General features: G+C 72.3%; 21 protein-coding genes. 6 read left to right on the top strand and 15 right to left on the bottom strand.

The genetic code is table 11. The annotated features are described in order from the left end of the window. Positions 1-200: 200 nt before the first annotated feature. Complete coding sequence (locus tag IE98_RS0119195) at positions 201-1,418, bottom strand: PP2C family protein-serine/threonine phosphatase (RefSeq protein ID WP_199922933.1); 1,218 nt, start codon at positions 1,416-1,418, stop codon at positions 201-203. 215 nt (positions 1,419-1,633) lie between these two features. Between IE98_RS0119195 and IE98_RS0119190 the strand changes: the two genes are divergently transcribed. Then, positions 1,634-2,893, top strand: coding sequence for a GNAT family N-acetyltransferase (locus IE98_RS0119190; protein WP_030270490.1), 1,260 nt, complete (start codon positions 1,634-1,636; stop codon positions 2,891-2,893). A 30-nt stretch (positions 2,894-2,923) separates the two neighbouring features. Here IE98_RS0119190 and IE98_RS0119185 read toward each other — a convergent pair whose 3' ends face one another. Both IE98_RS0119185 and IE98_RS0119180 read right to left on the bottom strand, forming a co-directional pair. Beyond that, a complete protein-coding gene (locus tag IE98_RS0119185) occupies positions 2,924-3,409 on the bottom strand; it encodes a ribose-5-phosphate isomerase (RefSeq protein ID WP_030270489.1) in 486 nt (161 codons plus the stop codon). A gap of 68 nt (positions 3,410-3,477) precedes the next feature. Next, a complete protein-coding gene (locus IE98_RS0119180) occupies positions 3,478-4,077 on the bottom strand; it encodes a biotin transporter BioY (RefSeq protein ID WP_030270488.1) in 600 nt (199 codons plus the stop codon). 283 nt (positions 4,078-4,360) lie between these two features. Here IE98_RS0119180 and IE98_RS0119175 point away from each other — a divergent pair, with 283 nt between their 5' ends. Next, on the top strand, positions 4,361-5,767 hold the full coding sequence (locus IE98_RS0119175; protein ID WP_043174575.1) for an amino acid permease: 1,407 nt from the start codon (positions 4,361-4,363) through the stop codon (positions 5,765-5,767). A gap of 127 nt (positions 5,768-5,894) precedes the next feature. Here IE98_RS0119175 and IE98_RS0119170 read toward each other — a convergent pair whose 3' ends face one another. Beyond that, positions 5,895-6,530, bottom strand: coding sequence for a DsbA family protein (locus IE98_RS0119170; protein ID WP_030270486.1), 636 nt, complete (start codon positions 6,528-6,530; stop codon positions 5,895-5,897). A 229-nt stretch (positions 6,531-6,759) separates the two neighbouring features. Here IE98_RS0119170 and pepN point away from each other — a divergent pair, with 229 nt between their 5' ends. Further along, the gene (pepN, locus tag IE98_RS0119165; protein WP_030270484.1) at positions 6,760-9,324 is read left to right on the top strand and encodes an aminopeptidase N; all 2,565 of its coding nucleotides are present in this window, start codon (positions 6,760-6,762) and stop codon (positions 9,322-9,324) included. A gap of 63 nt (positions 9,325-9,387) precedes the next feature. Here the strand turns inward: pepN and IE98_RS0119160 are convergent, their stop codons facing one another. From IE98_RS0119160 to IE98_RS0119125, 8 genes are all read right to left on the bottom strand, one after another. Next, positions 9,388-10,326, bottom strand: a complete 939-nt coding sequence (locus IE98_RS0119160; protein WP_030270482.1) for a carbohydrate ABC transporter permease — start codon at positions 10,324-10,326, stop codon at positions 9,388-9,390. A gap of 14 nt (positions 10,327-10,340) precedes the next feature. Then, a complete protein-coding gene (locus IE98_RS0119155; protein WP_030270480.1) occupies positions 10,341-11,273 on the bottom strand; it encodes a carbohydrate ABC transporter permease in 933 nt (310 codons plus the stop codon). Between the two features lie 79 nt (positions 11,274-11,352). Then, positions 11,353-12,762, bottom strand: a complete 1,410-nt coding sequence (gene ngcE / locus IE98_RS0119150) for an N-acetylglucosamine/diacetylchitobiose ABC transporter substrate-binding protein (RefSeq protein ID WP_030270478.1) — start codon at positions 12,760-12,762, stop codon at positions 11,353-11,355. 483 nt (positions 12,763-13,245) lie between these two features. Next, positions 13,246-14,556 carry a glycoside hydrolase family 18 protein gene (locus IE98_RS0119145; RefSeq protein ID WP_030270476.1) on the bottom strand — a complete coding sequence of 437 codons (1,311 nt, stop codon included), beginning with the start codon at positions 14,554-14,556 and terminating at the stop codon, positions 13,246-13,248. 142 nt (positions 14,557-14,698) lie between these two features. After that, positions 14,699-15,328 (bottom strand): maleylpyruvate isomerase family mycothiol-dependent enzyme, encoded by a 630-nt coding sequence (locus IE98_RS0119140; RefSeq protein ID WP_030270474.1) that lies wholly within the window; start codon positions 15,326-15,328, stop codon positions 14,699-14,701. An 82-nt stretch (positions 15,329-15,410) separates the two neighbouring features. Next, positions 15,411-18,056: an aconitate hydratase AcnA gene (gene acnA, locus IE98_RS0119135; protein ID WP_030270471.1), complete on the bottom strand. Its 2,646-nt coding sequence runs from the start codon at positions 18,054-18,056 to the stop codon at positions 15,411-15,413. 204 nt (positions 18,057-18,260) lie between these two features. Continuing rightward, a complete protein-coding gene (locus tag IE98_RS49235; RefSeq protein WP_159400976.1) occupies positions 18,261-18,407 on the bottom strand; it encodes a hypothetical protein in 147 nt (48 codons plus the stop codon). Next, on the bottom strand, positions 18,404-19,402 hold the full coding sequence (locus tag IE98_RS0119125) for a hypothetical protein (RefSeq protein WP_052390694.1): 999 nt from the start codon (positions 19,400-19,402) through the stop codon (positions 18,404-18,406). The genes IE98_RS49235 and IE98_RS0119125 overlap by 4 nt, the downstream gene beginning before the upstream one ends. A gap of 43 nt (positions 19,403-19,445) precedes the next feature. Between IE98_RS0119125 and IE98_RS0119120 the strand changes: the two genes are divergently transcribed. The 3 genes from IE98_RS0119120 (at position 19,446) to IE98_RS0119110 (ending at position 21,033) form a co-directional block, all read left to right on the top strand. After that, on the top strand, positions 19,446-19,838 hold the full coding sequence (locus IE98_RS0119120; RefSeq protein ID WP_159400975.1) for a hypothetical protein: 393 nt from the start codon (positions 19,446-19,448) through the stop codon (positions 19,836-19,838). A gap of 116 nt (positions 19,839-19,954) precedes the next feature. Beyond that, complete coding sequence (locus tag IE98_RS0119115; protein WP_052390693.1) at positions 19,955-20,401, top strand: type II toxin-antitoxin system VapC family toxin; 447 nt, start codon at positions 19,955-19,957, stop codon at positions 20,399-20,401. A gap of 101 nt (positions 20,402-20,502) precedes the next feature. Then, positions 20,503-21,033, top strand: a complete 531-nt coding sequence (locus IE98_RS0119110) for a hypothetical protein (protein WP_043174574.1) — start codon at positions 20,503-20,505, stop codon at positions 21,031-21,033. A gap of 65 nt (positions 21,034-21,098) precedes the next feature. On the opposite strand, the gene argF is transcribed toward IE98_RS0119110, so the two are convergent. The 3 genes from argF to IE98_RS0119095 form a co-directional block, all read right to left on the bottom strand. Beyond that, on the bottom strand, positions 21,099-22,100 hold the full coding sequence (gene argF / locus IE98_RS0119105) for an ornithine carbamoyltransferase (RefSeq protein ID WP_030270461.1): 1,002 nt from the start codon (positions 22,098-22,100) through the stop codon (positions 21,099-21,101). A gap of 165 nt (positions 22,101-22,265) precedes the next feature. Continuing rightward, positions 22,266-24,953 carry a polynucleotide kinase-phosphatase gene (locus tag IE98_RS0119100; RefSeq protein ID WP_078661128.1) on the bottom strand — a complete coding sequence of 896 codons (2,688 nt, stop codon included), beginning with the start codon at positions 24,951-24,953 and terminating at the stop codon, positions 22,266-22,268. Next, on the bottom strand, positions 24,950-26,602 hold the full coding sequence (locus IE98_RS0119095) for a 3' terminal RNA ribose 2'-O-methyltransferase Hen1 (RefSeq protein WP_043174572.1): 1,653 nt from the start codon (positions 26,600-26,602) through the stop codon (positions 24,950-24,952). The genes IE98_RS0119100 and IE98_RS0119095 overlap by 4 nt, the downstream gene beginning before the upstream one ends. Positions 26,603-26,690: the final 88 nt, after the last annotated feature.

The raw sequence follows: 26,690 nt of genomic DNA, 5'->3' as shown, positions 1-26,690 counted from the left end.
CCGGGAGCCCGGAGCGAAGATCCTGCCATGTGAGACGAATTTCCGCCGACCGAGACGATAGCCGATGTCTTCTGACGAACCGTCGCCGGGGGCGGGGTGGAACGCGCCGGAATGGCCAATCGGCAGGCCCGGGGCCGTGATCCGCCGCGTGAAGGGGTTGTCAGGATTGGCCGAAGATCACTCCCGGGGGTTGACAGGGGCTACTGGCGCCACACCAGCAGCACGGCACGGTCGTCGTTGACGTCCTTGGCGACCGACTCGATGAGGCGTCCGGCGGCGCCGCGGAAACCGCCGACGACGAGTCGGTCGGCCTCGCCCATCAGCCGGTCCATGCCCTCGGCGAGGTCCCGGCCGGGGATCTCGACCATGCCGTCGGTGCACAGCATCAGCACGTCGCCGCTGTCGAGCCGGCCGCGCAGGCCCTCGAACTTGGCGCCGTCGTAGATGCCGAGCAGCGGCCCCTCCTCGGACTCCTTGGACTCCCAGACGCCGGTGCCGCCGTGCCGCTGCATGCCGGGCAGGTGGCCGGCGGAGAGCAGTTCGTACTGGCCGGTGTCGAGGTCGAGGACCAGGTGGACGGCGGTGGCGAAGCCCTCCTCCCACTCCTGGCGGAGCAGGTAGCCGTTGGCGGCGGGCAGGAAATCGTGCGCGGGCAGCGAGCCGAGCAGGCCGCCGAAGGCGCCCGAGAGCAGCAGGGCGCGGCTGCCGGCGTCCATGCCCTTGCCGGAGACGTCGGCGAGGACGACCTCCAGGGTCCGGCCGCCCGGGCCGGTGCGGGCGGCCACCACGAAATCGCCGGAGAAGGACTGGCCGCCGGCCGGGCGCAGCGCCATGTCCGCGGACCAGCCCTCGGGCAGCCGGGGCAACTGGCTCTGCACCCGGAGGCGTTCGCGGAGGTCGAAGAGCATGGTGCCGCCGCCGCGCCAGGGCACGCCGACCCGGCTGCGGAACTGGGCGAGCAGCAGGCCGGCGACGCCGACCGCGCCGACGACCAGGGCGGCGCCGGGGGTGACGCCGTAGACGTAGGCGTCGGGGTTCTCGCTGGCGACGCGTTCGCCGGTGTGGATGAGCGACTCGGTGGACAGGCCGACCGCGGCGGCCGCGTAGAGCAGGACGAGGGTGCCGGGGCGCAGCAGCAGGGAGCCGGCGAGGACGGGGAGCACCAGGGAGGTGGGCGGCACCCAGGCCGGGATCCAGATGTTGAGGACGACGAGCAGCGGGACGGCAGCCAGGAAGAGCGCGAAGGCGAGCCAGTCGGGGGCGGCGCCGCGGAAGTAGTCGACACCGGTTCGGCGCATGGTGCGGCGGGCCCGGCGGAGCCTCGTGCGCAACCGGGCCGTCACGGGCTCCCTGGCCGCGCTCGCGGTGGGGCCCGTCGCAGTCGTCCGGGGCTCGGTGCCCTGCGTGCTGCCAGCCATGGGGTCCGACCTTATCCACGGTTGCGGGTCTGCGTCGACGCCTGCGCCGGGGCTGCGCGGGCGCCCCGGTGCTGCGCAGCGGGTTTCGGCCGGGTGGCGGGAGTGCGCCGCCGTCCGCGCTCCGGGGGCGCACGGCGGCGCCCGGGCGCCGGACGGTGACGCTCCGGCGGTACGTCGGTCGCACACGGCCTGCGCCGGGTGCGAGGGTGGGCGGCATGACGACAGGTGACGCCGGTGCGCTGATGGTCCGTCCGCTCGACGCGGAGGAGTGGGACGGTTGGTACCGCCGGCTGGAGGTCGCGTTCGGCGGTGCGGAGGAGGACGCCGAGGAGCGGGCGCTGTACCGCTCGCTGACCGAGGTCGGGCGTTCCCTGGTGGTCTGCGACGGTGCGGAGCCGGTCGGCGGGGGTTCGGTGTTCAGCTTCCGGATGGCGGTGCCCGGCGGGGCGGTGCTGCCGGTGGCGGGCGTCACGATGGTCGGTGTCCTGCCCACCCACCGGCGTCGCGGCGGGCTGACGGTGCTGATGCGGCGGATGCTGGACGACGTGCGGGCCGCACGCGAGCCGCTGTCGGCGCTGACCGCGTCGGAGCCGGGCATCTATGGTCGGTTCGGGTTCGGGCGGGCCACCTGGAGGACGGCGGTGAAGGTGCCCTGCCACCGGGTGTCGCTGCCGGTGGCGGAGAACCCGGCGCTGCGGTTGCGGCTGGCCGACCCGGTGGAGTCCTCGCCGGCCTGCGAGGAGCTGTACGCCGCGCTGGTGCCGTCGCGGCCGGGCCGGCTGGAGCGCCGCCCCGGCTGGGAGCGGCATCCGCTGCTGGACGTGCCGTCCTCCCGGGGCGGCTTCTCGCCGCGGCAGTGTGTGCTCGCCGAGGACACCGGGAGCGGCCGGCTGCTGGGCTACGCCCGCTACTCGGCGAAGGTGGACTGGTCTGCGGGGGACAACGCGGTGGGCCGGGTCAAGGTCCGGGACGTGGAGGCGCTGACGCCGGAGGTGTACGCGCGGCTGTGGCGCTACCTGCTCGACCTGGACCTGGTGGACACGGTGGAGGCCGGGAACCTGCCGGTGGACGATCCGCTGCTGCACCTGGTGTCGGACGTGCGCCGGCTGGAGCCGCGGCTGAGCGACGCGCTGCACCTGCGGTTGGTGGACGTGGGGGCGGCGCTGGAGTCGCGGGGTTACGCGCAGCCGCTGGACGCGGTGCTGGAGGTGGCGGACGGCTTCTGCCCGTGGAACGCGGGGCGCTGGCGGCTGCGGACGGCAGGCCCGGGCCGGGCGACGAGCTGTGTCCGCACCGGGGCGCCGGCCGATCTGGCCCTGGACGTACGGGAGTTGGGGTCCGCCTATCTCGGCGGGGAGACGCTGGCGGCACTGGCCCGGGCGGGTCTGGTCACCGAGCTGCGGCAGGGAGCCCTGGCGCCGGCCTCGCGGGCCTTCGCCTCGGACGTGGCGCCCTGGCTGCCGCACGGGTTCTGACGGCCCGTGCGGCCCAGGCGTCTAGGAGGGTCAGCCCTGGGGGTGGTGGGCCGGGATGGGCGGGAGCTCGCCGGTGGTCTCGTACTCGCTCAGCATCTCGATCCGGCGGGTGTGCCGGGCCTCGCCGCTGTAGGGGGTGTTGAGGAAGATCTCGACGAACTTCGTGGCCTCGTCGAGAGTGTGCATGCGGCCGCCGACGGAGATGACGTTGGCGTTGTTGTGCTCGCGGCCGAGGGCGGCGGTCTGCTCGCTCCACGCGAGCGCGGCGCGAACGCCCTTGACCTTGTTGGCGGCGATCGCCTCGCCGTTGCCGGAGCCGCCGATGACGACGCCGAGGGCCTCGGGGTCGGCGGCGGTGCGCTCGGCGGCGCGCAGGCAGAACGGCGGGTAGTCGTCCTCGGCGTCGTAGATGTGCGGGCCGCAGTCGACCGGCTCGTGGCCGGCCCCCTTCAGCCACTCGACGAGGTGGTTCTTCAGTTCGTATCCGGCATGGTCGGAGCCCAGGTACACGCGCATGACCACGAGTGTGGCATGCGCGTGCACCGGCCCGGCGGAGGGGGCGGCCGCGCGCCGGTCCGCCCGGGTCAGCGGGTGCGGCCGAGGAGCTTCCAGGCGAGCGGCAGGGCGCCCATGGCGAGGACGGCCTTGAGGGCGTCGCCGACCAGGTAGGGGTAGAGGCCCAGGTCGGCCGCCTTCGCCAGCGGGACGTGCAGGGCGGCGGCGAGGTAGGGCACGCCGACGGCGTAGATCGCGAGGTTGCCGAGGACCATGGCGCCGGCGGTGCGCAGCGGGCTGCGGTCGGCGCCGCGGCGGGCGAGGGCGCCGGTGAGGCCTGCGGCGAGCACGAAGCCGAGGACGTAGCCGAGGCTGGGCGCCGCCCAGCCGGAGGTGCCCTCGGCGAACCAGGGCAGGCCGGCCATGCCGGCGAGCAGGTAGAGGCCGAGGGAGGCGATGCCGCGGCGGGCGCCGAGGGCGGTGCCGACGAGCAGGGCGGCGAAGGTCTGGCCGGTGACCGGGACGGGCGAGCCGGGCACTGGGACGGACAGCTGGGCGGCGAGGCCGGTGAGGGCGGCGCCGCCGGCGACGAGGGCGAGTTCGCGCACCTGGCCGCCGAGGCGGGTGGTGGCGCGGGGCAGCAGGTCGGCGAGAACGGGGGTGCCGGTGATCGGCGCGGCCGTGGCCATCGGGAGGGCTCCGCATCTGCTCGATGATCAGTGAACAGTTGTGAACCTACGCGCAGGTGTGCGAACTGACGGCGCCGTCCCCGACAAAGCGTCAGGCCCGGGTTTTGTGGGGTCCTGCCTGCGGCACTCCCGCGGCGCCCCGGTGCCATGGTGAAAGGTCCGGTACGCAGCGTCACCGGAGTGTCCGAATTGCGGTCTCTCGCCGGGATTTCTTGGCGTGTCCATCCGGCCTGCCGAATAGTGGACAACTCGTTCCGATATTCGACGAACTCTGGATGCGCCGATGACGACCACCCCCACGCCCACCCTGGAGCGGCAGGCCACCGAGCCCGCCGCCGAGGGCACGCTGGCCGCGGGCCTCAAGCCTCGCCATCTGTCCATGATCGCGCTCGGCGGCGTGATCGGTGCCGGCCTCTTCGTCGGCTCCGGCGCCGGCATCGCGGCCGCCGGCCCGGCGATCATCCTCGCGTTCGCCGTCTCGGGCGTCCTCGTCATGCTGGTCATGCGGATGCTCGGCGAGATGTCCGCCGCCCGCCCGTCCAGCGGTTCGTTCTCGGTGCACGCCGAGCGGGAGATCGGGCCGTGGGCCGGTCTGACCGTCGGCTGGATGTTCTGGACGCTGCTGTGCGTCGGCGTCGCGGCCGAGGCGATCGGCGCCTCGCACGTGATGCAGGGCTGGTTCCCGGGCGTGCCGCTGTGGGTGTGGGTGGCCGTCTTCATGGCCTTCTTCTGCGGCAGCAACCTGGCGGCGGTGAAGAACTTCGGCGAGTTCGAGTTCTGGTTCGCCGCGATCAAGGTGACCGCGATCGCCGCCTTCCTGGTGATCGGCATCCTGGCCATCGCCGGCGTGCTGCCCGGCACCGACTCCCCCGGCGCCGCCAACCTGACCGGCCACGGCGGCTTCCTCCCGCACGGCACCACCGGCCTGGTCACCGGCCTGCTGGCCTCCGTCTTCGCGTACGGCGGTCTGGAGACCGTGACCATCGCCGCCGCCGAGTCCAAGGACCCCCGGCGCAGCGTGGCGGGCGCGGTGCGCACCGCGATGTGGCGGATCGCGCTGTTCTACGTCGGCTCGATGGTCGTGATCGTCACCCTCGTCCCGTGGAACGACTCCTCGATCCTGAGCCCCGGCCCGTACGTGGCGGTGCTGAACAGCCTGGGCATCCCGGGCGCCGGCCAGGTCATGAACGTGGTCGTGCTGATCGCCCTGCTGTCGGCGATGAACGCCAACATCTACGGCTCCTCGCGGATGGCGTACTCGCTGGTGCAGCGCGGGCAGGGCCCGAAGGCGCTGGCGAAGATCGGCGGCGGTGTGCCGCGGCGGGCCGTACTGGCCTCCTCCGGCTTCGGCTTCCTGGCGGTGCTGCTGAGCTACTGGTGGCCGGACACCGTCTTCACCTGGCTGCTCAACATGGTCGGCGCCTCGGTGCTGGTGGTCTGGGCGTTCATCGCGGTGGCGCAGCTGCGGATGCGGCGGCGGCTGGAGCGCGAGGCGCCGGAGCAGCTGTCCGTGCGGATGTGGGCCTTCCCGTACCTGACCTGGGTGGCGCTGGTCGGCATCCTGGGAGTGCTGGCGCTGATGCTGCTGGACGAGAACAACCGGATCCAGCTGTACTTCACCGGCGGTCTGGCGGTCGCGCTGGCCGTGGCCGGCTGGATGAAGCAGAGGCGGGCCGTGACGGCCCAGTAGCAGGCGCGCCCCTGCCGGCACTGCGAAGGGCGCGGGGAGCCGCGTGGTGGTGGGACACGTACGGTGTCCCACCGACCGCGCGGCTCCCCGCGCCCTTCGGTGTTCCGGGGGCTTCCCGGCCGGGGTCCTACTCGAAGGACGGGCCGGCGGTGCGGGTGCGCTTGATCTCGTAGAAGCCGGGGGTGGCGGCGACGAGCAGGGTGCCGTCCCAGAGGCGGGCGGCGGCCTCGCCGCGCGGGGTGGGGGTGACCACCGGGCCGAAGAAGGCGATCCGGTCGCCGTCCGGGCCGTCGACGGCGATCACCGGGGTGCCGACGTCCTCGCCGACCAGCGAGATGCCCTCGCGGTGGGAGGCGCGCAGGGCGTCGTCGTGGGCGTCGGTGTCGGCGGCGTCGGCGAGCTCGACCGGCAGGCCGGCGGCCTCCAGGGCGGCCTCGATGGTGGCCCGCTCGTTCGGCAGGCCCTGGTTGTGGAAGCGCAGGCCGAGCTCGGTGTAGAGCGGGCCGAGCACCTTGTCGCCGTGCGCCTGGGCGGCGGCGATCAGAACGCGCACCGGGCCCCAGCCCTTGGCGAGCAGTTCCTTGTACTTCTCGGGCAGCTCGTCGCGGCCCTCGTTGAGCACGGACAGGCTCATCACGTGCCAGCGGGTGTCCACCGGGCGCAGCTGCTCGACCTCCAGCATCCAGCGGGAGGTCATCCAGGCCCAGGGGCAGATCGGGTCGAACCAGAAGTCGGCGATCTTGCGGGAGTCGGCAGTCGTCACGGACGGCGTCCTTCGGTCGGCGTTCGGATGCAGGGTGTGGTGCAGGGGTGCGGTGCAGGGTGCACCCCGCGGTGCCAACCGTGCGGCGGCCCGGTTGATTCCGTGCGCACCGCCCGGTGCCGTGCCGGGGTGGCGCGGGTCGCGCGTGAAAGGATGCCCCCGGCCGGGCCCACCGGCGCGGCCGTGCAGATCTCCACACAGCGTGCGATCCGGACAAAGGAGTACCGCCGTGCCGGGCAAGAACCTGAGCCGCGAAGAAGCCCAGCAACGGGCCGAGTTGATCGAGGTGGAGGGCTACCGCGTCCAGCTGGACGTCTCCTCCGCGGCCGACCCGGCGGTCGACGTCTTCCGCTCCACCACGACCGTCGTCTTCCGCTGCTCCGCGCCCGGCGCGGACACCTTCGTGGACCTGCTCGCGCCTGCGGTCCGCTCGGTGGTGCTGAACGGCCTCGCGCTGGACCCGGCCGAGGTGTTCGACGGCGCCCGGGTGGCGGTGCCGGGCCTGGCCGAGCAGAACGAGCTGGTCGTCGAGGCGGACTGCGCGTACAGCCGCACGGGCGAGGGCCTGCACCGGTTCGTCGACCCGGCGGACGGCGAGACCTACCTGTACACCCACTTCGAGCCGGCCGACGCCCGCCGGGTGTTCGCGAACTTCGAGCAGCCGGACCTCAAGGCCCCGTTCTCCTTCGCGGTGACCGCCCCGGCGGCCTGGGACGTGTACGCGAACGCGGTGCACGAGGAGGTCACCGCGGACGGCAGCGGCACCCGGACGTGGCGGTTCGCCCCGACGAAGCCGATCTCGACGTACCTGACCGCGGTGGTGGCCGGCCCGTACCACGTGGCCCGGGACCACTACAGCCGCACGCTGCCGGACGGCACCGTGCTGGAGATCCCGCTGGCCGCGACCTGCCGCCGCTCGCTGGCGCCGTACTTCGACTCGGACGAGATCTTCACCGTCACCAAGCAGGGCCTGGACTTCTTCCACGACGAGTTCGACTACCCGTACCCCTTCGGCAAGTACGACCAGTGCTTCGTCCCGGAGTACAACATCGGTGCGATGGAGAACCCGGGCTGCGTGACCTTCCGCGAGGAGTTCGTCTTCCGCTCGAAGGTCACCGAGGCCGCGTACGAGGGCCGGGCCAACGTGGTGCTGCACGAGATGGCCCACATGTGGTTCGGTGACCTGGTCACCATGAAGTGGTGGGACGACCTGTGGCTGAAGGAGTCCTTCGCGGACTTCATGGGCTCGTTCTCGCAGGTCGAGGCGACCAGGTACCGGGCGGTGTGGATCACCTTCGCGAACCGCCGCAAGGCCTGGGCGTACCGGCAGGACCAGTTCCCGACCACCCACCCGATCACGGCGGACATCCGGGACCTGGAGGACGCCAAGCTCAACTTCGACGGCATCACCTACGCCAAGGGCGCCTCGGTGCTCAAGCAGCTGGTGGCGTACGTCGGCCGCGAGCCCTTCCTGGCCGGCGCCCGCACCTACTTCAAGCGGCACGCGTACGGGAACACCGTGCTCACCGACCTACTGGACGCGCTGGAGGAGACCAGCGGCCGCGACCTGACCGCCTGGTCGGCCGCCTGGCTGCAGACCTCCGGGGTGAACACCCTGGCCCCGCAGCTCACCGTGGACGCCGAGGGCCGGATCACCGAGCTCGCGGTCGTCCAGGACGGCGGTGTGCTGCGCCCGCACCGGATCGCCGTCGGCCTGTACGACCGGGACGAGACCGGGGCGCTGGTGCGCACCGCGCGGATCGAACTCGACGTGACCGGCGGCCGCACGGTGGTCGCCGACGCCGTCGGGCTGCACCGGCCGGCGCTGGTGCTGGTCAACGACGACGACCTGACGTACTGCAAGGTCCGCTTCGACGAGGTGTCGCTGGCGACGCTTCGCGCCGCGCTCGGCGACGTCCGGGACGACCTGGCCCGGGCGCTGGCCTGGTCCGCGGTGTGGAACCTGACCCGGGACGGGCTGATGCCGGCCCGCGACTACCTGGCGCTGGTGCTGGACTTCGCCGGCCGGGAGTCCGAGATCGGGGTGCTGCAGTCGCTGCACCTGCAGGCGCAGACCGCGCTGGACCTGTACGCCGACCCCGAGTGGTGCGAGGAGGGCGGCCGGCTGCTCGCCGAGTGCGCCGTCCGGGAGCTGCGCGCGGCGCTGCCGGGCAGCGACCACCAGCTGGCCTGGGCCCGGTTCACCGCCGCCGCGGCGCACGGCCCCGAGCAGCTGCGGCTGGTCCGCGGCCTGCTGGAGGGCACCGCCCGGATCGACGGCCTGGACGTCGACCAGGAGCTGCGGTGGTCGCTCTGGCTGGCGCTGGCCGCGGCGGGCGCGGCGACCGGTGAGGAGATGGAGCAGGAGCTGCAGCGGGACAACACCGCGAGCGGCCGCCGCCAGCTCACCCAGTGCCTGGCCGCGCTGCCCACGCCCGGGGCGAAGGCCGCCGCCTGGACGGCCGTCGTGGACTCCGACGAGCTACCGAACGCCCTGGTGGAGGCCCAGATCGCGGGCTTCGCGCAGGCCGGTCAGCGGGAGCTGACGGCGCCGTACACCGAGCCGTACTTCGCGATGCTGGAGGACGTCTGGGAGCAGCGCTCGATCGAGATCGCGATGCGGATCGTCGGCGGCTTCTTCCCGAAGTACCAGACCGGGCAGCCGACCCTGGACGCGGCGGACGCCTGGCTGTCGGAGCACAAGGACGCCGCGCCGGCGCTGCGGCGCCTGGTGATCGAGTGCCGTGACGACCTGGCCCGGGCCCTGCGGGCGCAGGCCTGCGACCGGGGCTGACGGAACGCCGACGGGCGCGCGCGGGGCTCCCCCGCGCGCGCCCGTCCTCCTGCCCGGTCCCCGCTACTTGAGCGTGGCCGAGGTGAGGCCGGCCTGGACCTGGCGCTGGAAGGAGAGGTAGACGACCAGCACGGGCAGCATGGCGATCGTCATGCCGGCGAACAGGGCCGGGGCGTCGCTCTTGTAGCCGGACTGGAAGGCGAGGTTGACCAGGCCCTGGGCGAGCATCGAGTGGTCGGCCTCGCCGGCGGTGGTGGGCTGCATCAGCGTCACCGGCAGGATGTACTGGTTCCACTGGCCGAGCACGTTGAAGATGCCGACGCTGATCAGGCCGGGCTTGGCCATCGGCACCATGATCCGGAAGAACGCCCGGGTGTGCGAACAGCCGTCCAGCATGGCCGCCTCGTGCACGGCGGTCGGCAGGGTGCGGAAGAACGAGTACATGAAGAAGACGGTGAACGGCAGCGAGAACGCCACGTACACCAGGATCAGGCCGAGGTAGCTGTTGAGGCCGAGCAGCGGGCTGACCTCGCCCAGGTTGCGGACCATGAAGAACAGCGGGACGAGGGCCAGGTACACCGGGAACATCGCGCCGGCGACGAACAGGTAGTAGATGACCCTGTTGCCCTTGAACTCGTAGCGGGCCAGTACGTAGGCGGCCATCGAGCCGAGCAGCATCGTCAGCGTCAGCGAGCCCGACAGGACGATCAGGGTGTTGACGAAGAATCCGCCGATGCCCTTCTCCCAGGCGCGGCCGAAGGCGTCGAACTTGAAGGTGTCGGGCCAGCTCCAGGCGGAGCCGTTGATCTGGGAGTCGGTCTTGAAGGAGCCGAGGACGACCCAGGCCAGCGGCAGGACGATCATCGCGGCCCACAGGGCGAGGAAGCCGTGCGAGAAGACGTTCAGCACGCCGCCGCCTTCGGCGAAGCGCTGCGGGCGGTCGCCGGGCCGGCTGCCGGTGCGCTGGCCAGGGAGGCTCGCGGCCTTGTCGAGAGTGCTCATGTCGCCGTCCCCGCTCAGTACTCGATCTTGTCGCGCTTGGTGACCCAGAGCGAGACGATGGTCAGGATCAGCGTGAAGAAGAAGATCACCACGCCCATGGCGCAGGCGTAGCCCGCCTCGCCGTTGCGCAGGAAGCTGCGCATCAGGTAGGTGGAGATCAGCTCGCTGTGGTGGTCGGGGCCGCCGCCGAAGTAGGCGCCCGGGGTGATGCTGGAGACGAGCGCGAAGGCGTCCATCGCGACGATCGCCAGGTACACCCAGGCGGTCTGCACGGTCTCCCAGAGCAGCGGCAGGGTGATTCGGAAGAAGGTCTGGGCGCGCTTGGCGCCGTCCAGCAGGGCCGCCTCGTAGATGTCCTTGGGGATCGACTGCATGGCGGCCGAGAAGAGCACCAGGTAGAAGCCGACGCCGGACCAGACGAGGACGGCGAGCACGCACCAGAGCACCATGTCCGGGTTGGACAGGAACTGCACCGGGTCGTTCGCCGAGGCCAGGCCGATCTTGATCAGGATGCCGTTGGCGAGGCCGCTCTCGTCGGTGCGGTAGACCGCGCCCCACAGCACGGCGAGGATCGCGATCGACAGGACCTGCGGGAAGAAGAAGACCACCTTGTAGAAGCCGGCGCCGCGGACGCCCTGCACGCCGCCGGTGCCGGTCTTCCCGCCGACGTTGAGCATGAAGGCGAAGAAGAGCGCGATCAGTATCGTCACGATCGGCAGCAGGACCAGCAGCAGCAGGTTGTGCCACAGCGCCCCGCCGAAGACCTCGTCATCGAGGAGTCTCGTGTAGTTGTCCAGGCCGATGAAATTCATCTCCTGGCTCGCCCCGGACCAGTCGGTCAGGGAGTATCCGAAGGTCTGTGCGTACGGCCAGAGCACCAGGCCGACGTACAGCACGATCGGGAGGAAGAGGAACCCCACGATGAAGGGGTACTTGCCGTGACGCATGCGGTCACTTCTCCTGTCCGTCAGGCGGGCGCACCGGGGGCGGTTCGGGGCCCCCGGTGCGCTGTTCGAGTCCGACCGGTCAGGCGGTCTTGTTCTTGGTGGCCGACTCCTTGGCGCGCTTGATCCACTCCGCGGGAGTGATGCGCTTGGCCATGAGTTCGCCCGAGGCGTTCTGCAGGTCCTCGTCGAACTTGGAGGCGGTGTTCGGGTACTGGAAGTTGAAGGTGTTGGCGGCGGCCGCCTTCAGCGCGACCACGGTCGACGCGGTGCCGGGCTTGAGCTGCACCTCGGGGCCGACGCCGTCCTTGAGGCAGGTGAGGCTGTTGGCGGTCTGGGCGAACTTGCCCGAGGCCTCCTTGGTCAGCATGATGCGCAGCAGCTCCAGGCCGCCGGCCACGTTCTTGGCCTTGGCCGGGACGATGAAGGGCTCGCCGGCGCCGGCGCGGATCGCCTCGAAGGGCAGCTTGTCGCCGGGCAGCGACGGGATCGGCAGGAACTTCATGTCGAAGTCGGCCGGGGTGGTCGGCAGCTGCTCGTTCTCCAGCCAGGAGCCGGAGGGGATGAACGCGGCCTTGTACTGGTTCCAGGCGGTCTGCGACTCGGTGTGGGTCATGCCGTTGGTGCCGGGCAGCAGGAAGTCCTTGTCGACGACCTGGAAGAACGACTCGACGGCGGTCTTCACGGCCGGGTCGTCCCAGGCGGCGGCGTCGAGGCTGTCGATCCGCTTCATGAGGTCCAGGCCGCCCTGCTTGGCGATCATGTCCATCATGACGACGTTGATGTAGTACGGGTACTTGCCCTGGTGGGCGAGCGGGGCGATGCCCTTGGCCTTGATCTTGCCGCAGAGGTCGATGAACTCGGCCCAGGTCTTCGGCGCCGTCCAGCCGTTGTCCTTGAAGAGCTTGCCGGAGTACCAGAAGCCCCAGACGGTGTAGACGTAGGACAGGTTGTAGACCTTGCCCTTGACGGTGCCGGACTCGATGGTGCCGGGCATCAGGACGTCACGGATCTTCTTCGACGGGTCGTCGATGTAGGGCGCGTCCAGCAGCGGGGCGAGGTCGGTGAGCTGGCCGGAGTCGGCGAGGACGTCGAGCTTCATCTGCTTGGCGCCCGAGTCGTCGATGACGTCCGGCGGGGAGCCGGCGTTGAAGCGCGGCTGGAGCTTGCCGGTGACGTCCTTGTCGGCCTGGTGGTTGATCTTCGCGCCGGGGTAGCTCTTGGAGTAGATCTCCTCGAACCGCTTGGCGTACTCGTTGCCGTAGCCGCCGTCGAAGATGAAGACCTCGAGGGCCTCACCGTCCTTGACGCCGAACGGGTTCTTCGCGTCGGTCAGGTTGTAGCCCGCGGCGCCCTTGGCGCCCTTGTCGCTGCTGCCGCCGGTGCCGCCGGCACACGCGGTGAGCAGGGAGCCGCCGGTCGCAGCGAGCACGGCGATGCCGGCGGCGCGCTTGAAGATGTCCCGGCGGTTGTACTCGGTTGCAGAGCCCATGAAGTGTGCCCCTAGCCCCTCGATGTCCAAGAAGATGGTGATGCCGCGGGGTATGACGAGATGTCAATTCCCGGTCTTTCAGGCCCGCCTAGCGGCAACTGCGCCGGTCAGAGGCGTGCGGTCGATGCGCACAGGTATAGTCCACTGTTCACCCTCCGGCAATAGTCGGGCCGCCGGATGGGTCAGGTTGGGAGTCAAAGCGTTGCGGGCGGTGCAGCATGTGCAATGCGCAGGGAGCCTGCCCATTGCGGCCGTCCGGCCGGTACCGAGAAGGTAGCGCGTTCTTGCGCGTTTGAACATGGAAACGCGCAGCTTCGCGCATCAACGAACCGAAATCGTGATGCCCGAAACTGCGCGTCCGTCACGGCCGGAAGCCGGCCGCCACCCCCGACCGTGACCTCCGACCGTGACCTCCGACCGTGACCTCCGGTCGTCACCTCCGCGGCGCCGCCCGCGGACCACTACCCGCGGGCGGCCCGCCCGTCACCTCCGCAGGCCGGCGTCCAGGGCGGCGACCAGCGTCCCCCGGCTGTCGTCGTTGTCGAGCGACCACGCCATCACACCACCGAGGCCGTTCACGGCGACGTAGCGCGCCTTGCGGGTCAGCAGATCGGGTGTGTCGTACGTCCAGAACTCGGTGCCGTCGTACTTCCAGGTCGCGCCGTGCCGCCGGTCCTCGTGGACGGTGCCCGGCAGGTCCTTGATCCGGTTCCAGGGCAGGTTGCCGCCCTGGGCGAGGCCGGTGGCGCTCTGGTACAGGCCGGCCCGGCGGCCGTCCGGCACGCCCGTCCAGCCGTAGCCGTAGAACGGCACGCCGAGCACCGCCTTGGCCGCCGGCAGGCCCTTCGCGAGGTAGTGCCGCACCACCCGGTCCGCGCTGTAGCCGGCGTTCGCCGGGGACGGGTCGGCCGGGTCCGAGTAGAGGTTGGCCTGGTGGTTGGTCGGTCCCTGCGCCTCCCAGGGGCCGTGCAGGTCGTACGTCATGAGATTGAGCCAGTCCACCGACCTGGCGACCTTGCCGACCTCCAGCCGGTCGGCCTTCTCCTCGCCGGCCGGCACGGCGGCGGTCAGCAGGAAGTGCTTGTGCCGCTGCCGGCCGAGCGCGTCCAGCTGGCGGCGGAACTCCTGCATCAGCAGGGTGTAGTTGCGGCCGTCCTCCGGGCGGACGACGTTGCCGGCGTCGCCCCCGCCGCCGGGGTACTCCCAGTCGATGTCGATGCCGTCGAAGACCCCGGCGGCCGCACCCGCGCCGCCCTCGGCGGAGCCGAGCTGCGGCAGGTCGCCCTTGAGGTACAGGTCGATGCAGGAGGAGACGAACTTCTTGCGGGCGGCGTCGGTCGCGGCGGCGTCCGAGAAGTACTTGGACCAGGTCCAGCCGCCGAGCGAGATCACCGGGCGCAGCTGCGGGTTCTTCGCCCTGAGCTTGCGCAGCTGGTTGAAGTTGCCCTTCAGCGGCTGCTCGGCGGTGTCGGCGACGCCGTCCACCGACTCCTCGGCGCCGACCGGGCGCTGGTAGTCGGCCCAGGCGTCGCCGACACCGGCGGCGTTGGCCTCGAAGCAGGTGCCGTCGGCGGAGACGTTGCCGAAGGCGTAGTTGAGGACGGTGAGCTTCCCGGCCTGGCCGGAGTCCTGCACCTTCTTGGCGGAGTAGCCGCCGTAGATGCCCCACTGGGTGAAGTAGCCGACCCGCTCGCCCTTGAGGCGGGGGCCGTGGTCGTGGGCCTGTGCGGCGGTGGGTGCGGCAAGTGCGGCGGCGACTGCCATCGCGAGGACTGCGGAGGTGCGTCTGGGCATGCCGTGGCCTTCTCTGAGTCGGCGTCAATTGGTCTGAACCAAGCCGAGACAGAGGTTTAGTCCACTGGGGCCGGTGCGCACAAGGGGGCGGTCGTGCAAGGGCGTTGGCGCGGTGCGCCGCGACCTCGCGCCGGAACGGGTCTCAGAGCCGGGAGGCGAGCACCGGCAGGCCGTCCCCGGAGAGCCCGGCGAGGCCGGCGGGGCGGCCCGTGACGGGCGGCAGCAGGGAGAGCGTCGGGCCGACCACCTCCGGCCCGTCCCCGGCGATCCAGGCGGTGCCGGCGGCCCGCAGCCGCAGTCCGGCGGCCCGGCGCCTGCCCCCGATCAGGACGTCGGAGCGGAGGTAGAGGTCGGCGCAGCGGGTCGGTGCCCGCGGCGGGTAGGCGCGGGTGATGCCGAGCGGGCGGCGGATGTCCTCGGCGTGCACCGCCGTCTCGCCGAGCCAGGTGTCCACCGGGCCGGGCGGGTGGCGGACCGAGTCGAGCTCCGCCTCGAAGGCGGCCACGGTGGCGGCCGGTTCCCCGACGGTCAGTGCGGCGATCTCCCGGGCGGCCATCACCTCGAAGCGGAAGCCGGCCCGGGCCGTCTTGAGGAAGAACAGCGGCGGGGTGATCCGGGCCGTCGCCGCCATGTGCGCCAGCGTGTCGCGGACGGTCCGTCCCGCGCACAGCGGCTCCACCGCCCACTGCTCGGCGGTCAGGCCCCGGACGTCCGCCAGCAGGGCCCGCCGTTCGGTGTGGACGAGGTCCCACACGTCCGATCGCGCCGCCATGCTTCCGTGCTACTACGGCGACGGCCGGGCCGCACCCCCGCGCAGGGGGTGCGGCCCGGCCGCTCGTGCTCTACTGCGGGACTCAGCCGATCAGGCTGCGCAGCACGTACTGCAGGATGCCGCCGTTGCGGTAGTAGTCCGCCTCACCGGGGGTGTCGATGCGGACGACCGCGTCGAACTCGACATCGCCGGCCTTGACCTTGACGGTCTTCGGGGTGCGGCCCTCGTTGAGCTCGGTGACGCCGGTGATGGAGAAGGTCTCCTCGCCGGTCAGGCCCAGCGTGTCGGCGGTCTGGCCCTCGGGGAACTGCAGCGGCAGGACGCCCATGCCGATCAGGTTGGAGCGGTGGATGCGCTCGTAGGACTCGGCGACGACGGCCTTCACGCCGAGCAGCGCGGTGCCCTTGGCGGCCCAGTCGCGGGACGAACCGGAGCCGTACTCCTTGCCGGCCAGGACGACCAGCGGGGTGCCGGCGGCCTGGTAGTTCTGCGAGGCGTCGTAGATGAACGACACCGGGCCGTCGGCCTGGGTGAAGTCGCGGGTGTAGCCGCCCTCGGTGCCCGGCGCGATCTGGTTGCGCAGGCGGATGTTGGCGAAGGTGCCGCGGATCATGACCTCGTGGTTGCCGCGGCGCGAGCCGTAGGAGTTGAAGTCACGCTTCTCCACACCGTGCTCGGTGAGGTACTGCGCCGCCGGGGTGCCCGGCTTGATGTTGCCGGCCGGGGAGATGTGGTCGGTGGTGACCGAGTCGCCCAGCTTGGCCAGGACGCGGGCGCCGGCGATGTCGGTCACCGGGCTCGGGGTCTGGGCCATGCCCTCGAAGTACGGGGGCTTGCGGACGTAGGTGGACTCGGCGTCCCACTCGAAGGTGTTGCCGGTCGGCACGGGCAGGGACTGCCAGCGGTGGTCGCCGGCGAAGACGTCCTGGTAGCCCTTGTCGAACATGGCCTCGTCGATGGAGCTGGCGACGACGTCGGCGACCTCCTGCTCGGACGGCCAGATGTCGGCGAGGAAGACGTCGTTGCCGTCGGCGTCCTGGCCCAGGGCGTCACGGGCGATGTCGACGTTCATGTTGCCGGCGAGGGCGTAGGCGACCACCAGCGGCGGGGAGGCCAGGTAGTTCATCTTGACGTCCGGGTTGATCCGGCCCTCGAAGTTGCGGTTGCCGGAGAGCACCGAGACGACCGCCAGGTCCGACTCGTTCACCGCGGCGGAGACCTCCTCGGGCAGCGGGCCCGAGTTGCCGATGCAGGTGACACAGCCGTAGCCGACCAGGTTGAAGCCCAGCTTCTCCATGTACGGGAGCAGGCCGGCCTTCTCGTAGTAGTCCATGACGACCTTGGAGCCGGGCGCCAGGGTGGTCTTGACCCAGGGCTTGACGTGCAGGCCCTTCTCCACGGCCTTCTTCGCCAGCAGGGCGGCACCCAGCATGACGGAGGGGTTGGAGGTGTTGGTGCAGGAGGTGATCGAGGCGATCACGACCGCGCCGTTGTCGATCTCGTAGGACGAGCCGTCGGGGGCGGTGACGGCGGTCGGCTTCGAGGCCTCGGCGGAGTAGGTCGGCAGCGCCTCGGCGAACTTGGCGGCGGCCTCGGCCAGGACCACGCGGTCCTGCGGGCGCTTCGGGCCGGAGATCGACGGGACGACGGTGGAGACGTCCAGCTCCAGGTACTCGGAGTAGACCGGCTCGACCGACGGGTCGTGCCAGAGGCCCTGCTCCTTGGCGTACGCCTCGACCAGGGCGAGCTGCTGCTCGTCGCGGCCGGTGAGCTTGAGGTAGTTGATGGTCTCGGCGTCGATCGGGAAGATCGCGCAGGTCGAGCCGAACTCCGGCGACATGTTGCCGATGGTGGCACGGTTCGCCAGCGGGATGGCGGAGACGCCCTCGCCGTAGAACTCGACGAACTTGCCGACCACACCGTGCTTGCGCAGCATCTCGGTGATGGTGAGCACCAGGTCGGTGGCGGTGGTGCCGGCCGGGAGCTGGCCGTTGAGCTTGAAGCCGACCACGCGCGGGATCAGCATGGAGACCGGCTGGCCGAGCATCGCGGCCTCGGCCTCGATGCCGCCGACGCCCCAGCCGAGCACGCCGAGGCCGTTGACCATGGTGGTGTGCGAGTCGGTGCCGACGCAGGTGTCGGGGTACGCCTGGCCGTTGCGGACCATGACGGTGCGGGCCAGGTGCTCGATGTTCACCTGGTGCACGATGCCGGTGCCGGGCGGGACGACCTTGAACTCGTCGAAGGCGGTCTGGCCCCAGCGCAGGAACTGGTAGCGCTCCTTGTTGCGGCCGTACTCGATCTCGACGTTCTGGACGAAGGCGTCCGGGGTGCCGAACTTGTCGGCGATGACGGAGTGGTCGATGACCAGCTCGGCCGGCGCCAGCGGGTTGATCTTGGAGGGGTCGCCGCCCAGCTCCTTCACGGCCTCGCGCATGGTGGCGAGGTCGACGACGCACGGCACACCGGTGAAGTCCTGCATGATCACGCGGGCCGGGGTGAACTGGATCTCCTCGGACGGCTCGGCCGTCGCGTCCCAGTTGCCCAGGGCACGGATGTGGTCGGCGGTGATGTTCGCGCCGTCCTCGGTGCGGAGGAGGTTCTCCAGCAGGACCTTGAGGCTGTACGGCAGCCGCTCGGAACCCTCGACGGCGGAGAGCTTGAAGATCTCGTACGACTCGTCGCCCACCTGCAGCGGGCTGCGGGCGTCGAAGCTGTTCGCGGACACGACTGACTCCTTCTGGGTCCACCCGGTGGTAAGGTAAGCCTTAGCTAAGCTCACCGCGCCGATGATGGAAGGCGTGCGCCTCTCGGCAGATATCTTGACGTCAAGATAAATCATAGTGCGTAGTTATCTCGATGTCGAGATAAACCATAGTGCATGGCTGCGTCCAAACTTCACCCGGCGATGCCCCTGCGCAACCGCAGCAGGTCAGCCCCTGCGGCGCGATCGCGCGAACCACACCAGGGCCAGCACACCGGCCACCACCAGGGCCCCCACCACCACGATCACCAGCGGCCCGGCGGAGTCCGCCGGGTCCGGGGCGATGTCCGCCAGCAGCACGGCCGTTGCGTTCACGAGAGGTCCTTTCGACGGTCGGACGCCGCCGGGGCGAGCCCCGCCACCAGCAGCAGGAGGACGGGGAACTCCAGGTAGGCGTGGTAGCTCGCCACCGCCGCGTACAGCGCCTTGCCCTGAGTCCAGTCGGTGGCGAAGAGCACGGCGAGCGCCGCCCCCGCCCCCGCACCGAGCAGCCAGGCGCGGCGGCCGCGCAGCAGCGGCACCCGCCGCTCGAAGGCCGCGGACGCGTCCGGCGCGTACCGCGGCAGGAACCACACCCACACCACGTAGTGCATGGTCTGCAGGAAGGCGAACACCGCGACGAAGCGCAGCCCCGCCGCGGTGTGCAGCCAGGCCGGCGGCGTGTACGCGGCCGCCAGCCGCGCCACTCCCCCGTCGGCCGGGGCCAGCACGCCGTCCAGCGCGCCGAGCAGCAGCAGCGCCGGCACCGCCAGCACCCAGCCGCACTGCACCGCCAGGAACGCCGCCCGGCCGCGCGGCAGCCGGCGCGACCACTCCCACAGGAACACCAGCGGCACCAGGTTGTGCAGGTGCGCCAGCACCACGAAGTGGTACGCGGGGAAGGCCAGCGAGAGCGCTGCGGCGGACCCGAGCACCGCCGCGGCCACGGCCAGCGCAACCGGCCGCCCGCGCAGCGCCTGCAGACAGGCGGCCGCCAGCAGCCCGTACGCGAGCAGGATCTCCGCGGTGTGCGACAGCGGCCCGGGCGGCAGCAGCCGGCAGACCACGATCCCGGTGATCAGCACCAGCAGCAGCCGAAGGAACCGCCCGGCCAGCACCTGCTCGAAGCGGCCCGAGACGTAGCGCAGTTCGAGCACGTTGTGCAGGATGCCGAAGGTCGCGAGGCCGAGCACCGCCAGACCGGCGGGGGCCCGCAGCGCGAACGCCAGGGCGACCGCGGCCGCCAGCACGAACCCGGCCGTCGGCAGCGCTGTGCCCGGCGTCCGCGCCGTCGACACCGCCGGCGCCGCCGGCACCGCACCCACCGCCATGCCCGGCCTCCCCCGCCGTCCCGCCCGTGGCACCATCACGCCCGTGCCGTATCCGCTCGCCCTCGCGCTCACCCTGCTCGTCGAAGTACCGCTGTACACCGCGGCGCTCGCCGGCCTCGGCCGCGTCCGCCCCGCCCGGGCCGCGCTGGCGGGAGCCGCGGTGAACGGTCTGACGCATCCGGTGCTCTGGTGGTCGCTCCGGCATGCCGCCGCCGGGCCCGCCGCAGCCTACTGGACGGCCTTCGCGTTCGCCGAGGCCTCGGTCTGCCTCGTCGAGGCCGCGGTGACCGGGCTGCTGACGGCGCGCCGGACCGGACCCGCCGTCGGCCCCGGCGGCCGCCCCCGCCTGACCCCGCTCCCCCGGCCGCTGCTGGGCGCCGCCGCGCTCACCGCCAATGCGAGCTCCGTCCTGGTGGGGCTGCTGGCGGCCCGCTGAACCGGGCCGGGGGCACCGCAGGTCCGGAGCCCGGTGCACGACCGGGCGGCTACCGTGGAACCGATCCGGCGGCACGACGGGCCGACCGGACGGAACGACGGCCGGGGGAAGACGGAATGATCGTGGTGGACGCGTCCGCGTTGGTGCTGGCGCTGGCCGACGAGGGGGACCGCGGCCGGGCCGCACGGGCCGAACTGGCCCGGGACGACGACTGGGCCGCACCCGACCACGTGCTGATCGAAGTGATGCAGTCGCTGCGCGGGCTCTACCTCGCGCGCGAGCTCACCGCCGAGCAGGTCACCGGGATCGCCGACCGGCTGCCGTCCCTGGCCCTCCGGCGGATCGACGTGACGCCCCTGCTCGGGCGGGTCTGGGCGCTCAAGGACAACCTCACCCCGGACGACGCCGCGTACGTCGCCCTCGCCGAGCAGCTCGGGGCGCCCCTGGTCACCGCGGACCTGCGGCTGATGCGGGCGAGCGGGCCGCGCTGCGAGATCCGCGGCATCCGGCCCGGCCCCGCGGCCGGGGACGGCGCGACCGGGGGCGACCGCTCGTCCGGGTGACCCGACGGCACGGCGCCGTGCACCGGGCGCCGCGGGCCGCCACGGTGGGGTGCTGTCCCCGCCCGGCGCCCCTGCGCCGCGGCCCGTCGAGAGGTGCGCCGATGCCCGTCCCGTTCACCGCCGCGCTGCCCGCCCTCCTGCTGCTGCCCGCCCTCGGCGGGCCCGGCACGGTGGTCGAGGCGGACTTCGCGCCGGCCTCGGCCTTCGTCCCGCCGGCGGCGATCAGCCACGCCCCGGACGTGGTGCCGTACGGGGCGCACGTCCGCGTCACCGAGGCCCGGAGCGGCGCCGGGACGGCCGTCACCGTGGAGCTCACCGGGGTCGCGCCCGCCACCGAACTGGCCGCCCACGTGCACACCGCCCGCTGCGGAGCCGACCCGGCGGCCTCCGGCCCGCACTACCAGGACGCCGTGGACCCGGTGCAGCCCTCCACCGACCCGGCCTACGCCAACGACCGCAACGAGCTGCGGCTCGCCCTGCGCACCGACGCGCACGGGGACGCGGCGGCCCGGGCCGCGGTGCCGTGGCGGTTCCGGCCGGACGGGGCGAGGTCACTGGTGCTGCACACCGTGCACGCCGAGGGCGCCCGCGCTGCGGGCGCCCGGGTGGCGTGCGTGAACGTCGACTTCTGAGCGTCCCGGGCGGGCGGGCCCCGGACGGCGGTGCGTCCGGCCCGGCCCGGTCCTCGGGTGTGCGGTCAGTCGCCGAGGGTGGCGACCAGGACGGCCTTGATGGTGTGCAGCCGGTTCTCCGCCTGGTCGAAGACCACCGAGTGCGCGGACTCGAAGAGCTCGTCGGTGCACTCCAGCTCGGTCAGGCCGGTCTCCTCGTACATCTGGCGGCCGATCGCGGTGCCGAGGTCGTGGTACGCGGGCAGGCAGTGCAGGAACTTGACGGCCGGGTTGCCGGTCAGCCGGACGGTGTCCATGGAGACCTGGTACGGCTTGAGCAGGGCGATCCGCTCGGCCCACACCTCCTTGGGCTCGCCCATGGAGACCCAGACGTCGGTGTAGAGGAAGTCGGCGCCGGCCACACCCTCCGCCACCGACTCGGTGACGGTGATCCGGGCGCCGGTGGTCGCGGCGAGGTCCTGGGCGGCCTTCTGCACGTCGTCGGCCGGCCAGAGCTGCCGCGGGGCGACGATCCGCACGTCCATGCCGAGCAGGGCGCCGGTGACGAGCAGCGAGTTGCCCATGTTGTTGCGGGCGTCGCCGAGGTAAGCGAGGGCGACGTCGCCGAGCGGCTTGGCGCAGTGCTCGCGGACGGTGAGCACGTCCGCGAGCATCTGGGTCGGGTGCCACTCGTCGGTCAGTCCGTTCCACACCGGGACGCCGGCGTGGGCGGCCAGCTCCTCGACGATCTCCTGGCCGTGGCCGCGGTACTCGATGCCGTCGAACATCCGGCCCAGCACCCGGGCCGAGTCCCGGATCGACTCCTTGTGGCCGATCTGGGAGCCCGCCGGGTCGAGGTAGGTGGTGGCGGCGCCCTGGTCGTGGGCGGCCACCTCGAAGGCGCAGCGCGTCCGGGTGGAGGTCTTCTCGAAGATCAGGGCGATGTTCTTGCCGCGCAGCCGGGGCTGCTCGGTGCCGGCGTACTTGGCGGCCTTGAGCTGGGCGGCGAGGTCCACCAGGAAGCGGAACTCCTGGGGAGTGAAGTCGAGCTCCTTGAGGAAGTGCCTGTTCCGGAGGTTGAACGCCATGCCGGGCTCCTGGGTCGTCCGATGTCGAGACGGGAAGTGTATACGACCACCGGAATTTGTATGCAGGGTCGGCGGTGTGATGCGGGCGACCCGGCCCGCCCCCGCGGGTGGCGCGGGGGCGGGCCGGACGGCGTCACGGGGACGGCGGTCGCACGCACGGGCAGGTCACAGCCGCGGGTCGACCGGCTCGGACTCCAGCGCGAGCACCGCGAAGACCGGCTCGTGCACCCGCCAGAGCGGCTCGCCGGCGGCCAGCCGGTCCAGCGCCTCCAGGCCGAGCGCGTACTCGCGCAGCGCCAGCGAGCGCTTGTGGCCGAGGAAGCGCTGGCGCAGCTGGTCCAGGTACTCGGTGTAGTCCGGGCCGTAGATGATCCGCAGGTACTCCCGGCCGCGGACCTTCACGCCGGGCTGCACCAGCCGCCCGCCGGCGTCGCGGACCAGCGAGGCCAGCGGCTTGACCACCATGCCCTCGCCGCCGGCCGCGGTGAGCTCCTCCCACCAGGCGATGCCCGCCGCGACGGAGGCCTCGTCGGTGGTGTCGACGACCAGCCGGCCGGTGCGCTGCAGGATCGGCTCGTCGGGGTCGTCGGCCTCGACCAGCCGGTCGATCCAGGCGAGGTGCCGGTCGTGCGTCAGCACGGCGAGGTTGGCGCCCTCGGCGGCCAGCAGCTGGAACGGGGCGAGCCTGATGCCGCTGAGACCCTCGGTCGGCCAGCAGTAGCGCCGGTACGCCGCGGTGAAGGCCTCGGCGTCGAGCGCGCGCTGCCGCTGCCGGGCCGTCAGGTCGGCGACGTCCAGCCCGCGCTCGGCGGCCCGGTCGAGGGCGTCGAGCACCTGGGGCAGGGCGGCGCCCGCGGCCGCACCGACCGCCGCGTACTGACGGCGCAGCAGCTCGGCGGCCTTCAGCGACCACGGCATCAGCTCGGCGTCCAGCAGCAGCCAGTCGGTGGCCAGCTCGTCGAACAGGCCGGCCCGCTCGGCGGCGGCCCGCAGCCGCTCCAGGACGGCGCCGGTCAGCTCCTCGTCGCCGAGGAAGGCGCGGCCGGTGCGCGTCCAGATCGCGCCCGGGCCGGCCAGGCCGAACCGCTTCTCCAGCGCCGAGGCGTCCCGGGCGACCAGGACGACCGCGCGGGAGCCCATGTGCTTCTCCTCGCAGACCACCTGCTGCACGCCGTCGTGGCGGTAGGCGAAGAACGCCTCCTCCGGGTGCTCCAGGTACCCCTCGCGCCGGGAGGTGGCGGAGGGCGCCATGGTCGGCGGCAGGTAGGCGAGCAGCCGCGGGTCGAGCGCGAAGCGGCTCATCACTTCGAGCGCCGCGGCGGCGTTCTCCTCGCGGACGGAGACCCGGCCGTGGTGCGCCGTCTCGACGATCCGGCGGCCGGCCACGTCGGCGAGGTCCAGCGGACGGCCCTCGCGGCCGCCGGGCGCGTCGGTGTGCAGCGGACGCACCGGGGCGTACCACTCCTGCTCGGCCGGGACGGTGACGAGCTCGCGCTCCGGGTAGCGCAGCGCGGTGAGGTGGCCGCCGAAGACGCAGCCGGTGTCCAGGCAGATGGTGTTGTTGACGAAGCTCGCCGTGGGCGTGGGGGTGTGGCCGTAGACGACGAGCGCCCGGCCCCGGTACTCCTCGGCCCACGGGTAGCGGACCGGCAGGCCGTACTCGTCCGTCTCGCCGGTGGTGTCGCCGTAGAGCGCGTGCGAGCGGACCCGGCCGGAGTTGCGGCCGTGGTACTTCTCGGGCAGGCCGGCGTGGCAGACCACCAGGGCTCCGCCGTCCAGCAGGTAGTGGCTGACCAGGTCGCGCATGAACGCCCGGACCTCGGCCCGGAACTCCTCCGGCTCGGCGGCGAGCTGGTCGATCGACTCCTGCAGGCCGTGCGAGACGGTGACCTTGCGGCCGTCCATGTGGCGGCCGAGCTTGTTCTCGTGGTTGCCGGGCACGCAGAGGGCGTGGCCGGCCGCGACCATGCCCATCACCAGGCGCAGCACGCCCGGGGTGTCGGGGCCGCGGTCGACGAGGTCGCCGACGAAGACCGCGGTGCGGCCCTCGGGGTGGGCGGCGTCGACGGCGCGGCCGCGGTCGTCGCGGTCGATCCGGTAGCCGAGTCGGACGAGCAGCGTCTCCAGCTCGGAACGGCAGCCGTGGATGTCGCCGACGATGTCGAACGGGCCGGTGAGGTGCCGCAGGTCGTTGTACCGCTTCTCCGGCACGATCTCGGCGGCGGCGACCTCGGCCTCGCCGCGCAGGACGTGCACCTTGCGGAAGCCCTCGCGCTCCAGCCCCTTGAGCGAGCGGCGCAGCTCGCGCTGTTGGCGCGGCAGGACGTGGGCGGGCAGCTGCCGGTCCGGCCGGTGGCTGTTGCGCTCGGCGCAGACCGAGGTCGGCACGTCCAGCACGATCGCGATCGGCAGCACGTCGTGCTCCCGGGCCAGCTTGATCAGCGCCTTGCGGGACTCCGGCTGCACATTGGTCGCGTCGACGACGGTGAGCCGGCCGGCCGCGAGGCGCTTGCCGACGATGTAGTGGAGCACGTCGAAGGCGTCGGTGGACGCCGACTGGTCGTTCTCGTCGTCGGCGACCAGGCCCCGGCAGTAGTCGGAGGAGACGACCTGGGTGGGCAGGAAGTGCCGGCGGGCGAAGGTGGACTTGCCGGAGCCGCTGGTGCCGACCAGGACGACCAGGGACACGTCGGTGACGGGCAGTCGGCGGGCGGGCTGCGCGGCCTCGGCGGCGGCTGCGTGGGCAGCCGCGCCGGCGATGCCGCCGATGCCGCCGGTGCCGGCGGTGTCAGTGGTGTCGGCGGGCAGGCCGTCGTCGGCGGTGCCGCCGGTGGGCCGGACGTCGGAGGTCATCGGGTCACGCTCCCTTCAGGGGCATTGTCGGTGGTGGCCGTGCGGAACAGGGCGAGCTGGGTCGGCGCGCCGACCTCCTCGTCGACCGGGCCGACCGGCCGGAGCGCGACCGTGTAGCCGTAGGTGCGGGCGACCCGCTCGGCCCACGCGGCGAACTCGGCCCGGTTCCACTCGAACCGGTGGTCGGAGTGCCGGACGTGGCCGGCCGGGAGGGTCTCCCAGCGGACGTTGTACTCGACGTTCGGGGTGGTGACGACGACGGTCTGCGGACGGGCCGCGCCGAAGACGGCGTATTCGAGGGCGGGCAGCCGGGGCAGGTCGAGGTGCTCGATCACCTCGGACAGCACCGCGGCGTCGTAGCCCTTGAGCCGGGCGTCGGTGTAGGTGAGTGCGCCCTGGACGAGGCGGACCCGGGCGGCCTGCCGCTCGCTCATGCGGTCGAGCCGCAGCTTGCGCTCGGCCGCGGCCAGCGCCCGCGAGGAGACGTCGACGCCGAGCACCTCCGTGACCCGGGCGTCCTTCAGCAGGTCACCCACCAGCTCGCCCTGGCCGCAGCCGAGGTCGAGCACCCGGGCGGCGCCGGTCTCGGCGAGCGCGGCCAGGACGGCCGTGCGCCGCTGCACCGCGAGCGGGACCGGCCGACCGTCGGCGTCCGGCTTCCCGGCGTCCGGCTTTTCGGTGTCCGGTGTCTCGACCGCCCGGGCGTTGCCGTTCGACGGGCTGCCGGCCGGAGCGGGGGCGGCGGCAGTGTCGCTGACAGGGGTGTCGTCGGCAGGGGTGTCCGAGACAGCGGCGCCGGTGGCACCGTCCTCGGCGGACTGGTCGTCGTCGACGGCGTTGTCCAGCTCCTCCGCCTCGCGGTCGTCCGCCTCGGCGAGCCGGGCCAGGGCCAGCCGTTCCATGGCGAGCCGGGTCAGCGACCAGCGGCGGGCCAGGTAGCGGCGGGTGATCACGGCGAGCTCGGGGTGGTCGGCCAGCCAGCCCTCGCCCGCGGCGAGCAGCTTGTCGACCTCGTCGGGCGCCACCCAGTAGTGCTTGGCGCCGTCGAGCACCGGCAGCAGCACGTAGAGGTGCTGCAGGGCGTCGGCCAGACGCAGTTCACCGGTCAGTTCCACCCGGACGTAGCGGGACTCGCCCCACTCGGGGAAGACCTCGTCCAGCGGCACCGCCACCGCGTCGACCTGCCAGCCGAGCGGCTCGAAGAGCCGCCGCACCATCGCCGGGCCGCCGCCTTCGCCCGCCCCCGTCGCGGGGACGGCGGGGAGCGCGATGCGCAGCGGCATGGCCAGGTCGGCCCGTCCGGGCAGCTTCTCGCAGGAGCCCTTCATCGCCGACCGGAAGACCGTCCGCAGTGCCACCGCCAGCAACGAGGACGCGGCGTACGGCCGGTCGTTCACGTACTGGGCGAGGGCGAGGTCGGGCGAGCCGGACTTGCCCCGGCCGCGGCCCTGGCGGACCAGGGCGACGGGGTCGATGTCGAGGAGCAGGGCCGCCGTGCACTGCTGCTCGGTGGCCTCCGGGTAGAAGACGTGCGCCACCCCGTGGGAGGTGGAGAAGCGCTGCACCTTCTCCGGGTGCTTGTGCAGCAGGAAGCCCAGGTCAGTGGCCGGGCGTTCGGCTGTGGCGGTGGTGGAGATCGAGATGAACACCCGGTCGAGTATCGCCGACGGATGATCGGCCGGTCACCGGATTTTGCGCTGGTGAGCAAGTCCTGGGCGGCTCGGTGACGGCCCGCCG

The organism is Streptomyces sp. NRRL B-24484, assembly GCF_000717715.1.
In the GTDB taxonomy this organism is placed as follows: domain Bacteria; phylum Actinomycetota; class Actinomycetes; order Streptomycetales; family Streptomycetaceae; genus Kitasatospora.
The sequence above is the reverse complement of the archived record's forward strand: the minus strand, read 5'-3'. Positions and strand labels throughout refer to the sequence as shown.

What these genes read in the sequence shown, in the direction of transcription:
- IE98_RS0119195 (WP_199922933.1), bottom strand. Translation starts at nt 1,418, where the DNA reads ATGGCTGGCAGCACGCAGGGCACCGAGCCCCGGACGACTGCGACGGGC.
- IE98_RS0119190 (WP_030270490.1), top strand. Translation starts at nt 1,634, where the DNA reads ATGACGACAGGTGACGCCGGTGCGCTGATGGTCCGTCCGCTCGACGCG.
- IE98_RS0119185 (WP_030270489.1), bottom strand. Translation starts at nt 3,409, where the DNA reads ATGCGCGTGTACCTGGGCTCCGACCATGCCGGATACGAACTGAAGAAC.
- IE98_RS0119180 (WP_030270488.1), bottom strand. Translation starts at nt 4,077, where the DNA reads ATGGCCACGGCCGCGCCGATCACCGGCACCCCCGTTCTCGCCGACCTG.
- IE98_RS0119175 (WP_043174575.1), top strand. Translation starts at nt 4,361, where the DNA reads ATGACGACCACCCCCACGCCCACCCTGGAGCGGCAGGCCACCGAGCCC.
- IE98_RS0119160 (WP_030270482.1), bottom strand. Translation starts at nt 10,326, where the DNA reads ATGAGCACTCTCGACAAGGCCGCGAGCCTCCCTGGCCAGCGCACCGGC.
- IE98_RS0119155 (WP_030270480.1), bottom strand. Translation starts at nt 11,273, where the DNA reads ATGCGTCACGGCAAGTACCCCTTCATCGTGGGGTTCCTCTTCCTCCCG.
- ngcE (WP_030270478.1), bottom strand. Translation starts at nt 12,762, where the DNA reads ATGGGCTCTGCAACCGAGTACAACCGCCGGGACATCTTCAAGCGCGCC.
- IE98_RS0119145 (WP_030270476.1), bottom strand. Translation starts at nt 14,556, where the DNA reads ATGCCCAGACGCACCTCCGCAGTCCTCGCGATGGCAGTCGCCGCCGCA.
- IE98_RS0119140 (WP_030270474.1), bottom strand. Translation starts at nt 15,328, where the DNA reads ATGGCGGCGCGATCGGACGTGTGGGACCTCGTCCACACCGAACGGCGG.
- IE98_RS0119125 (WP_052390694.1), bottom strand. Translation starts at nt 19,402, where the DNA reads ATGGCGGTGGGTGCGGTGCCGGCGGCGCCGGCGGTGTCGACGGCGCGG.
- IE98_RS0119115 (WP_052390693.1), top strand. Translation starts at nt 19,955, where the DNA reads ATGATCGTGGTGGACGCGTCCGCGTTGGTGCTGGCGCTGGCCGACGAG.
- IE98_RS0119110 (WP_043174574.1), top strand. Translation starts at nt 20,503, where the DNA reads ATGCCCGTCCCGTTCACCGCCGCGCTGCCCGCCCTCCTGCTGCTGCCC.
- argF (WP_030270461.1), bottom strand. Translation starts at nt 22,100, where the DNA reads ATGGCGTTCAACCTCCGGAACAGGCACTTCCTCAAGGAGCTCGACTTC.
- IE98_RS0119100 (WP_078661128.1), bottom strand. Translation starts at nt 24,953, where the DNA reads ATGACCTCCGACGTCCGGCCCACCGGCGGCACCGCCGACGACGGCCTG.